General features: G+C 31.9%; 10 protein-coding genes and 1 pseudogene. 3 read left to right on the top strand and 8 right to left on the bottom strand.

Translation table 11 applies throughout. The features are described from left to right. Positions 1-144: 144 nt before the first annotated feature. Together ACZIYX_RS16725 and ACZIYX_RS16720 are read left to right on the top strand one after the other, a co-directional pair. On the top strand, positions 145-621 hold the full coding sequence (locus ACZIYX_RS16725; protein WP_462683397.1) for an Hsp20/alpha crystallin family protein: 477 nt from the start codon (positions 145-147) through the stop codon (positions 619-621). A 91-nt stretch (positions 622-712) separates the two neighbouring features. Continuing rightward, positions 713-1,201, top strand: a complete 489-nt coding sequence (locus ACZIYX_RS16720) for a hypothetical protein (RefSeq protein WP_462683396.1) — start codon at positions 713-715, stop codon at positions 1,199-1,201. Positions 1,202-1,343: 142 nt separating this feature from the next. Here the strand turns inward: ACZIYX_RS16720 and ACZIYX_RS16715 are convergent, their stop codons facing one another. The 4 genes and pseudogenes from ACZIYX_RS16715 to ACZIYX_RS16700 all read right to left on the bottom strand — a co-directional run bounded on the left by ACZIYX_RS16715 (position 1,344) and on the right by ACZIYX_RS16700 (position 2,866). Further along, on the bottom strand, positions 1,344-1,937 hold the full coding sequence (locus ACZIYX_RS16715; RefSeq protein WP_462683395.1) for an IS630 family transposase: 594 nt from the start codon (positions 1,935-1,937) through the stop codon (positions 1,344-1,346). Further along, positions 1,900-2,406, bottom strand: coding sequence for a helix-turn-helix domain-containing protein (locus ACZIYX_RS16710; protein WP_462683394.1), 507 nt, complete (start codon positions 2,404-2,406; stop codon positions 1,900-1,902). Before ACZIYX_RS16710 ends, ACZIYX_RS16715 begins: the two co-directional genes overlap by 38 nt. Before the next feature lie 15 nt (positions 2,407-2,421). After that, a pseudogene (locus tag ACZIYX_RS16705) lies at positions 2,422-2,559 on the bottom strand (tyrosine-type recombinase/integrase); the annotation flags it as partial. A 10-nt stretch (positions 2,560-2,569) separates the two neighbouring features. After that, on the bottom strand, positions 2,570-2,866 hold the full coding sequence (locus ACZIYX_RS16700) for a hypothetical protein (RefSeq protein WP_462683393.1): 297 nt from the start codon (positions 2,864-2,866) through the stop codon (positions 2,570-2,572). An 873-nt stretch (positions 2,867-3,739) separates the two neighbouring features. On the opposite strand from ACZIYX_RS16700, the gene ACZIYX_RS16695 reads away from it, so the two are divergent. Next, entirely contained in the window at positions 3,740-4,813 is a 1,074-nt protein-coding gene (locus tag ACZIYX_RS16695) for a helix-turn-helix domain-containing protein (RefSeq protein ID WP_462683392.1), read from the top strand. 352 nt (positions 4,814-5,165) lie between these two features. Here ACZIYX_RS16695 and ACZIYX_RS16690 read toward each other — a convergent pair whose 3' ends face one another. From ACZIYX_RS16690 to ACZIYX_RS16675, 4 genes are all read right to left on the bottom strand, one after another. Then, entirely contained in the window at positions 5,166-7,934 is a 2,769-nt protein-coding gene (locus ACZIYX_RS16690) for a T9SS type A sorting domain-containing protein (RefSeq protein WP_462683391.1), read from the bottom strand. 419 nt (positions 7,935-8,353) lie between these two features. Beyond that, entirely contained in the window at positions 8,354-9,511 is a 1,158-nt protein-coding gene (locus tag ACZIYX_RS16685; RefSeq protein ID WP_462683390.1) for a glycosyltransferase, read from the bottom strand. Positions 9,512-9,537: 26 nt separating this feature from the next. Further along, on the bottom strand, positions 9,538-9,819 hold the full coding sequence (locus ACZIYX_RS16680) for a hypothetical protein (protein ID WP_462683389.1): 282 nt from the start codon (positions 9,817-9,819) through the stop codon (positions 9,538-9,540). Then, positions 9,816-10,307 (bottom strand): hypothetical protein, encoded by a 492-nt coding sequence (locus ACZIYX_RS16675; RefSeq protein WP_462683388.1) that lies wholly within the window; start codon positions 10,305-10,307, stop codon positions 9,816-9,818. The genes ACZIYX_RS16680 and ACZIYX_RS16675 overlap by 4 nt, the downstream gene beginning before the upstream one ends. Positions 10,308-10,323 lie beyond the last annotated feature (16 nt).

Raw genomic sequence — 10,323 nt, 5'->3', positions numbered from 1 at the left:
GAACTACTGCCAGGATATCAAGAAAAAATCACAACGTAGTTGCTCGGAGGCTTACGTTTATTTTGGTATTTTTTTTGTTCTATTCAAATCGAAATCAATTAAGATTTCAAATTTGAAATAATGTTTAATTTAAATTTTTTAATTATGAGCAATTTAGCAACTGTTCCTAAAAAAGGAAGTTTAGTGAACAGCAATTCAAATCAAAACTTCCCAACTTTGTCTAATTGGTTAGATGACATTTTTAATAGAGACCTACCATCAGTATTTACTTCAAATTTCAATACTGGTATTACTTTACCAAAAGTAAATATTAAGGAAACTGCTGACGCTTTTATAGTAGAAATGGCTGTTCCTGGTTTAAAAAAATCAGATTTCCATCTTGACCTCGATAATCAAGTATTATCGATTTCTACAGAAACGAAGGAAGAAAATGAACACAAGGAAGAAAACTATACTCGTAGAGAGTTTGGTTACTCTTCGTTCAAAAGAACCTTTAATTTACCAGAAAGTGTAAATGATGAAAAAATTAATGCAAAGTATGAAAATGGTATTCTAAATATTCTTTTACCAAAAAAAGAAGAGGCTAAACAAAAGCCTGCTAGAAGCATTAAGATTTCATAACTGTTTCACTAAGTTTTAGAGTAAAATATTGAGAAGGATGCTGGTTTTTCAGCATCCTCTTAATAATAAGTTTAACTTAAAATCTAAAGTGATGAAAAAGTATATTTTATTGTTTATGGTCGGCTTGTTAAGTGTTAGTTGCAAAGGACAAGAAAATGAAACTAAAAAAAATGAAAAAGAAGAAAATAAGACTAACATAGTTGAAGTGCCTAAAGGCACTTGGAAAGTTGATAAAGAATTTGACGAAAATGGAAATTTAATAAGATATGATAGTATTTATTCTTGGTCTTCCAACAGTAAATACGATAATCTATCTTCTTTTGATAGAGATAGTTTGATGCAATCTTTTAAATCAAGGTTTTTTACAAATTTTTCAAGGTTTGAAAATGAAGGATTTGAAGATGTTTTTTCTCAAGATTCCCTTTTTAGCAAACGTTTTTTTAATGATGATTTTTTTGAAAGTCCTTTTGGAAAGGATTTTATGGATATTGATAAAATAAGGCAACAAATGATTGAAAGACAAAAGAAGTTTTTAGAAAAATATCAGTCCGAATTTATTAAACCTGAAGACGAAAACTAAATTGTTTTCGTCTTTTTTCTTTTGTGTTCAGCCGTTTCTCTCGCATTACACACAACAATAAAGTATGTGTACTGGTACACATATATTTCTTATGTGAGTAGCTAATTTAGTAAATCTTTTAAGTTTTTATACCATTTCGGATTTAAAATTTCTCATAAAATAATTTTGTATAGATTTCGTATGCAGTAATTGATTTTATTAGTTCAGGATTAAGCTGATGTACTAATTGGGTTATCTTTTGTTGTAATTGTTGAGTTGAAGAGAACATTTTCATTGCTGTTCTATCTTTCATCCATTGCCATACTTTTTCAGCAGGGTTAAGCTCAGGGGTATATGGTGGTATTCTTATGAGCTTTACATTTTCAGGGATTTGAATATTCTGACAAGCATGGAACCCTGCATTATCCATGATTATTATTTTAAGTTCTTTGGGGTTTTGTTTAGAAAAATCTTCAAGGAATTTTTCGAAAATATCATTTGATACCAAAGGAGTTTCCCAATAAAATGCATCTCCTGTTATTGGAGAAAAACACCCCCATAACCAAAGCCACTTATAACTGTGTTGATAGTTGCATACAGGTTGGATCCCTTTAGATATTAACACACGTTTTTGTTTGGTCATTAGTCCAAAACGGGATTCGTCCTGAAAATAAAGGTTCACACTAGTGTATTTATTTTTATCAAGACTGGTTCTAATTTCATCGAGCGTATTGGGTAGTTTTTTTAAAGGCTTCAATAGCCTGCGGATCTTTTTTGTAGTGTGATTTTCTGGCAACTTTTAGCCGGCTTTTCAGATGATTACGGCAATGAGTGTAAAGAGTCTTGTATTTTACCTCTTCCCCATAAGTAGACCTTACCCAATCCAATAATTCAACATAGCTGGTAATGTTGGTATCGGGTTGAGAAAGCTTTTCCTTAATACCATGCTTAATCTCAGAGGATAGCACTGGAGTGTTATTGCCTCCACTAGTAACTTTGATCAATCCAACCAATCCTTGAGATTCATAGGTCTTAAGCCAGTTATAGACCGTTCTACGATCATATTTTAACTTCTTAGAAATGTCACGGGTATAGACAACTTTTCCTTCTTTAATCAATAATAGAGCTTTTACACGGCTACGCTTCAAAATGGTAGGTTGTTTAGCTAGAGAAGACTTCAGCTCTTTAATACTTTCACTAACTGTGAGATTGATATGTTTGGCCATACCTAAAAATACAACTTATTTGAGAAAATTCAAAAAAGAAATGATATTAAACTTTTTTATAGCGGCATGAGTATAAATTTCAGTTGTTTTATTGGAATTGTGTACTAATAAAACTTGAATGTATCGTAAATCTACTCCTTCCTCTAATAGATGTGTAGCAAAACTATCTTCTTTCTTCTATAAAAACATGTAGAAAAGCAGCCCCGTTTTCATAATCCCATTTCACTTCTTCTATTTGCCAGCCTATCACATTTTCGATCCATTCAAACACATTCCGATCTTCATTTTTATAGGTAAAAGTTTCGTTGGGGTTGTAATTGTCCCGTATAAACTTGGCAATATTGATAGCTTCCCCTTTTCTGGGAAACCCTTCTGTTTCCCTCCAATCCATAGTCAGGTGTCGTTGCCCTTCCTCATAAAATTTTGTTTTCCCCCAAGTAATACTAAAATTCACTTTCATTTTGTTTTGATTTTTGTTTTCCATTAATTTTTAATTCCCTGTAGAACAGTACTCCAGAACCTTTAAAACAGTTCTGTTTTTTGCTCATTTTATAATTCCAAATCTCTATTTATCATTATCGTTAGTCGTTTGTAGTCATTTGTACACGATTATTAAGATGCTCTCCAATACCTTTACGGGCTATTTATTGCAAACAAATAAAATCAAGCGTATCGGTATTTTATAACTATTCTTTTATCAAGAAATGGCAAGGAACATTTCTTGACAAAAAGTGTATAGTAGTCCAGATAAACAGCATATTATTTCTGATCACGATTTTTAATAAAAGTTGTTTGTTAAAAAAATGATGGGGTAGGAAGTGTAAATTTATAAGGAATAGGGGGTAAATAAAAAGTAAAATTTATTGCTTTTCATGAAAAGTTATATTGTTTTTCATGAAAAGTGATAAATCAATACGAGTAAAAATGTTATTTTTTTAAAATGTTATGTTAATTTAAGTTAATTGCTGAAACGATACGTGTAGAAGGTTGTTATTTTAGTGTTGTTAATCCAACTATTTTAGGAACAACATTTAAGAATAACTATTTTCATCATCAAATAAGGCACACCAAATGAAATGTACCAGTACTTTAAAAAAGACATGTCCATATAAAAACACCATAGAGTTTTCTCCCCATTATTTATTACTACCACTTTTCCTTGGTTCGTACAATCTTTAGAAAAGAGGTTACCTGCGTTGATTCCTAATTAAGAGGATAAAGAACCCTACCCAATACTTCAACGAGGTTACTAAAATAATACAATTGTCCTACCCTGTATTATATAACCACAACGTATTCTGTATCTATAGTTTTTCTATTTAAAAGAAATTAAATGTTTGGCACACAAATGCATTGGATTACTTTTGTAATCCTTATTGGACAAGTACTGGTTTTATTTGCGCAATTATTATTTTATTTATCCAGACCAAATGATCGATCCAGACTGCGCTTTTTAATCCTTATTGCAACTTTTGTACTCCACAATGTACTTGCAGGATTATTACCAGATCCAAACATCCCCTTATCGATCTTTATTCAAAACATTCTGACCTATGGCGGAGGGATTGTTGCTGCCATATATTTAATATATTACATTTATGTAGAATTCCGAATCTTTCCTTTCAAATTTCTAAGGGCAAAGCCCCTAAGCTATATTATGGGGGTTTCTTTTTTAGTCTCTTTTATAATTCCGTACTACTTTTCTGAAGACCTGCAATTTTCCAAAAGGATATTTTTAAGTATTGCTTTGCTTTTATCCCTGATCTTTCTTGTTCATTTAGGATCTGTTTTGCTGCAACTATTTAAAAAGAAAGAGAAAAAGAGATCGAAATATTTCAAACACAGGGTTATCGCAGGTTTTCTGGGATTACTTTCGATAACGGCTATGATTATAACGGTCATCCTGGGGGATTATCAGGGGGTACAGCAATCCATAATGAATTTTGGACTAACTGCAATTATCACTACGCACATCCTTGAATTTATTACGCACAGACGGGAAGAAGCTCTGGTACTGAAAAAACTTCAAGAAAAAGAGGAAAGTGTGCAAATTCAATTAGCCAAGGAATTTGTTGAAGATGTTCTTCTTAAATTTGAAAAATTTGAACAGGATAAACAATACCTTGTTAGGAAAATAACCCTGTTTTCCCTTGCAAAGAATTGGAACACAAATTCTAAATATCTTTCCCAAATTGTAAATACCAGAAAGGGCAAATCATTTACACAATATATAAATGATCTTAGAATAGACCACTTTAAAGAACGGTTACGGACAGACGAAAAGTTTAGGAAATACACGTTAATTGCAATTGCCAATGAACTTGGGTTTTCTTCCCCCCAAGTCTTTGCACGTGCATTCTACAAGAAAGAACAGATAAAATTGAATGATTATTTAAAAAAAAATTAAGAGCAATCGGGATAATTGCTCTTAAGTACTCGAATGGAAAAGTATAATTTAATTGTATTAGATAAAAATTTGTCTGAATAAATTTGAATCATACTAAACCACATTATTTTACTGGTCTAAAACTACGCTTATTTCAAATTTCAAAAAAAACCTTGCTGAAGTTGATTTGGTAGCGATTGCCTCTTTTTTAAGCCATATCATGCATTTATACCAATCAAATAAACCTCTGTAAGGGGAGCTTTTAAAAAACCTATAATCTAAATTTAGTTATAATTAAAAATGGATAGTACAATTTGCACTATCCATTTTATAGGTTTCATAAAATAAGCAACCTTAAATAATTATTAAAAGATTACTCAATAATGATTTTCTTAGTTATTGTATTCTCAATTGTCTCAATGCCAACCATGTAAATTCCTGATTCTAAATTGTTAATATTGATTTCACGAATATCTTCAGTAGTCTCGTAAACAGTTTGACCATTTATATTAAAAACTTTTAAACTTTTAATAACATCTTGAGAATCAATATTAAGCAAAGTTCCTTTTTTAGAAGGATTTGGATAAATTGTTAATTGTGTATTATTATCAAGTGCTTGTTTTGGTTGGAAAGAAATGGATGGACCAATTGGGTCAATTGGATCAGTAAAATATAAACAATCAAATCCCCATTCTGACCAAATCCCATCATTTTGATATAAAGGTCTTAGCCTCCATTTTGTTTTACTACTTGATTTTTTCAGTGTAATAGAGGTTTGACTAGCATTTAGATTATAAAATTGAGATGTTGTAGAAGTACCTACTATAACTTCAACCTGATAACCTTCAGCACCAGATATAGGGTCCCATTGTAAAGTAAAATTTCTTAAATCAGCACTACAATATATTGGAGAAATAGGTTCTAATATTGGTGGTACTGGACAAAAAGTACTATAAGATGCAATAGGATCTTTAAACCAATTTGTTTGATTACCAGAATATGTTGGGTCATCAACCATTATACATGTTAAATCTGGATTGTTTAAAGCTCTAAATATGGATATTATATTATTATTACCATTTTTTATATTTAGATAAGTCAAACCAATATTGTTGTCACAATTAAAACGTACTAAATTATGATTATAAGTTAAGTCAATATACTCTATAAAATTATTTGCTACTAATAATTCAATGATTAAAGGATTGTTGCTTAAATCTAAAGTTGTCAATAGATTATTGTCACAATATAGATAGCCCAAAGAACTATTATTACTCAAATCTAAATTTATTATTTGATTTCCGCTACAGTATAAAGTACCTAAATTAACTGTTTGGCTTAAATCTACTTGATTTAGATTATTAGAACTTAAATCCATTATTGTTACATCTGTATTTTGTGTAACATCTATGCTGGAAAGATTATTATGTCCAACACCAATATATGTAAGAAGTGTGTTATTAAGTAAATTTACTGATTGTAAATTATTATAATTCAACGAAAAGCTGTACAAAAATAAATTGTTTGAAACATTAACATTAGTTAATTGGTTCCCACTTAAATTTAAAAAATTTAAATTTAGACAGTTATCGATATTAATGTAAACTAATTGATTAACAATGCCAACTATATCTTTTAAGTGTACATTATGAGAAAAATCTACTGAAGAAACATTGTTCCACGAAAAGTCAATTTTTTTTAAATTTATAAAAGCCTCAATACCAGTAAGGTCGTTAATGTTTTTATTTGAGACGATTAGTGCATCATATATTGCTTCAGCATCGGCTCTGCATATTGTCCCATTTAATAAACCGTCAGTGTCAATATCTTGATCTAATAATGCTTGTTCAAAATTAGGGTCTGGAATCGCTACTAAATCACAAGGAGGGTCAATCCCGCAATTAGAATCCACAGTTACCCCTGTATATCCATATTGAGCTAGGTAGGTGTTGATATAACTGATCTGACCAGCGTCTTCGCAGATATAGGTTAAATTATCGTTGTTAAAAAAACCAAAACTCTCCCCATCCATAAAAGGGCCATTATTTTTTAGGATCATGGATGTCAAGTTGTTATCAGAACAAATAAGGACAGATAGTTCACTGTTGGTGGAGGCATCTAGCGTAGTTAGCAGGTTGTTACTACAAATTAGAGAGGTAAGATTAGAAAGGCTGCTAATATCCAGATTTGTTAGATAATTTTTATGGCAGTTTAGGGACAATAAAGAAGTTTGGTTAGATACATCTAGATTATGTAAATTATTATAACTGCAGGACAGATATTGTAATTGATTAATAGTTCCAAAATTGATGCTTCCTATATGATTATTGTTACACGATAATTCCACCAATTGGTACAATGAGGAAATATCTAATGTCGTCAAATCGTTCTCATAAACATGTAAAGTTTGTAGATTGGGAAAATCTGCCAATTGTAAAGCAGAAAACCTATTTGTAGAAAGGTTTAAATTAGTAACGTTTAATAAATCGCCCACATTGTAGGTTAAAGTAGTGATTCCGCCATTGGAAAGGTTAGGATCTCTATTGCTACTGGCATTGACCGTAATGAGACTACTACATCCACTAAGATTTAGACTGGTCAACCGATTATAGGATAGATTTAATTCTTGTAAATTACTTAATCCTGTAATATTAATAGAACTAAGCCCTATAGCGAATGCCTTTAGATTCACTAAGTTATTTAAATTGGTTCCCGAAAATTGCAAACTTTGATTCTCTAAATATCGGTTAAAACTGATGTCTAAAGTTTCTAAGGTAGCACTCAAAGCATATAATTGATTTGGGTTAGAAATATTGTTATTATAAAGATCCAGGGATTTTAGATTGGTAAAATACTGTAGCCCTTCAATACTTGAAATTCGGCTACCGTAACTATATCGTAGGTTCAATTTGTAAACAGTAGCAGCTTCTAGTGAGCTGATAATGCCATCTGCGGGATTGATATCTATGGCAATAGGATTGTCATTGATATCAAAAGCAATTTGATTTGTAGTTGTATTTGCTGTCAGTAATTTTTGTTTTAACACAGAATCACTGAAATTAATTTGACTACATAGGTTTTGCCCATAGAGGGAGATCACCAAAAATAAGAACAGAAGTTTTGAGGTCTTTTTTGTTTTCATACTTAACAAGTTTGTTTTGATTGATATGTTCCAGTATTTATTCTCTGTTACCCAAAAAAGTGAAAAATAGTTTTAGAAAACTTCTTTTAAAAAAATAACGATTACAAAACTTATAATCGTTATTTTTCAAGGCTCATTTTATGCTTTCTAAAGAAATAATCAACTCTCTCGGATTAAACACACAAAGCATTCAGTTCCCAAACAGTTTTTAGGTTTCTAGCAAAGATCCAAGTAATAAACTACCAAAGTATACCAAAAAATATTGGAAATGAAACTCCTACGAACCGAAAAGCTTTAATTTTAGAAAAGCTGTTGCATTCAGTACTTCTTGTGGATTTCCTTTTATGTGACTTCCATGATTTTGAATAGCACACAATAGCTATTTATAAATAAGCATGCTAATATTATCAAAAAACATACTAGATAAAAATTTGTTTAAATATATGAAGGTTCTTTTCTGTATACGCATGCTTTTTCCAAACCGATTTTTTGGCATTCTCGCCTAATTTCTGACGATATTCAGGGGAATCTATTAAAAGCCGTAGTTTTTCCTCCCATTCCGGTACTCTCCATGCCAGAATACCATTGGTACCGTTTTCAATTACTTGGGCATACGAAGAACAACGTAACGCTATTACCGGTATTCCAAGAGCTGCTGCTTCTATATACTTTATGGTATTCACATATTGATAATAGTACATGGAACGCATAGGGATGAGCATAACATCCAAATGCATGTCTGCCAATTTCTGATAGTAGTTTAAAAAACTGACGGACTTATAAAACGTGATGGGAACTTCTTTAAGAGGCTCATATCCGCTGGGGTTTTTACCATCCCAACCGAATAGGATAATTTCCACCTTGTCTTTATAGGTTTCTTTTATGTTTTTAAATACGGGAAGAAAAAACCGAAAATCCGCTGCCGATCTTACCGAACCTACCATTCCAATCCTTACCACACTGTCTTTGGGTTTGCTAACAGGGACAAGCGTTTCATATCCGATCTTGGAGAGCAAAGAAGGGATACAATACACTTCTATTTCTTTGGTAACCTTTGGGTCCCAAAAAAGCCAATTCCTGTATATCTGACACAGATGTTGTATAGGGGTGGTTATTATATCCATAAATAGTATGTTTTTTAGTAATTGCTCTTGCTTTTCTTCGGAGAATTCGGCATAATCTGCATGCGCTTTTGGGATATTATGGATTTGCCGTTCTATATCCATTACCAGGAGCACCTCCGGGTTGATGACTTTTAAAGCCTGTAGTACATACGTATAGTTTTCGATAAGCATGGAAAAGATGATGTAATCTGCCCATTGTATATCCTCTTCTTTAAAACTATCTTCAGTAATAGTATAGGTTTTTGTAAAATCCCATTTTTTGACCGAGGTTACCCGTGTTTCATATTCCTTTGTGGCACCTAACTCCAAATAAGGGAGCAGCATTCGATAATAACCATTGGAATTCACAAAAGGGGAAACAAACAATAGATGTACCGCATCTTGGTTTTTTTTCCTTTTTTGTAAATTATTCTGTGAAGAAGGGGTGTTTAGTAATTCCTGAATTTGTTTCATTTTGCTTTGTTTTTTTATGTTTTTATTTAATTTTTTAAATCTATTGGAGCGCCATTAAAATATTTCTCTATTAATTTATTGGTAGTCCTGTCGTAGATTAAAATGCAGCGTGCATTGTTCCCGTATTCTTCTATTTTTTTATACAGTCCTTTTAACCCTTTTTCTGGATTTAAACATCTGGAATACCCACTTTTCCAGTCGAAAGAATAAAAGGTGCAGGAAGTGCTTCTGTTTTTAAAGTAGACTACCATTCTATACCTGGAGTGCTGCTTTGGGTTCCATCGCTTCCTTTTCCTAGTTGCTTTCATTTCATAAAGTGTTTGATCAATACCTTTAAGGGAATGTCCTGTATAGCCTTTGTACCATCATAACTTCTTATTCGCACTGCATCGATATTGGTACTAATACAAATATGCAATCGATCTACGTCCACTGCATGCGTTTGGGAAAATTCCTGCATAAACCTATGCATCCCATCCCGGACGGTATCTTCCATGTTAAATAGTCCATTAGGTGTAGAATTAGTAAATAAGAAAACCAATTCCTGCAGGGAAATATCTTTTACCGCTGTACCATGATAGTATACTGCAACGCGCATGGCAGGACTGTCCCTGAAAATACGCACCACTAACCTTTCTTTTGGTATTCCCGTGTCCCTGGACAATGTTGTGAAATACGATTGGATGTTTTGGGTTGCTTTGGGTTCATATCCGAACACATCGATGTGCAAATTTTGAACTGCTTTTTTTAGTTTTAGCCCGATACGGTTTTTTTTGTTTCTGGTTTTTTGTTTCATTTTTTTATAATTAAGA

The organism is Aquimarina sp. (genome assembly GCF_977115655.1).
This window is presented reverse-complemented; position numbering and strand designations above follow the sequence as displayed.

Coding starts and splice junctions, on each gene's coding strand:
- ACZIYX_RS16725 (WP_462683397.1), top strand. CDS start 145: ATGAGCAATTTAGCAACTGTTCCTAAAAAAGGAAGTTTAGTGAACAGC.
- ACZIYX_RS16720 (WP_462683396.1), top strand. CDS start 713: ATGAAAAAGTATATTTTATTGTTTATGGTCGGCTTGTTAAGTGTTAGT.
- ACZIYX_RS16710 (WP_462683394.1), bottom strand. CDS start 2,406: ATGGCCAAACATATCAATCTCACAGTTAGTGAAAGTATTAAAGAGCTG.
- ACZIYX_RS16700 (WP_462683393.1), bottom strand. CDS start 2,866: ATGAAAGTGAATTTTAGTATTACTTGGGGGAAAACAAAATTTTATGAG.
- ACZIYX_RS16695 (WP_462683392.1), top strand. CDS start 3,740: ATGTTTGGCACACAAATGCATTGGATTACTTTTGTAATCCTTATTGGA.
- ACZIYX_RS16690 (WP_462683391.1), bottom strand. CDS start 7,934: ATGAAAACAAAAAAGACCTCAAAACTTCTGTTCTTATTTTTGGTGATC.
- ACZIYX_RS16685 (WP_462683390.1), bottom strand. CDS start 9,511: ATGAAACAAATTCAGGAATTACTAAACACCCCTTCTTCACAGAATAAT.
- ACZIYX_RS16680 (WP_462683389.1), bottom strand. CDS start 9,819: ATGAAAGCAACTAGGAAAAGGAAGCGATGGAACCCAAAGCAGCACTCC.
- ACZIYX_RS16675 (WP_462683388.1), bottom strand. CDS start 10,307: ATGAAACAAAAAACCAGAAACAAAAAAAACCGTATCGGGCTAAAACTA.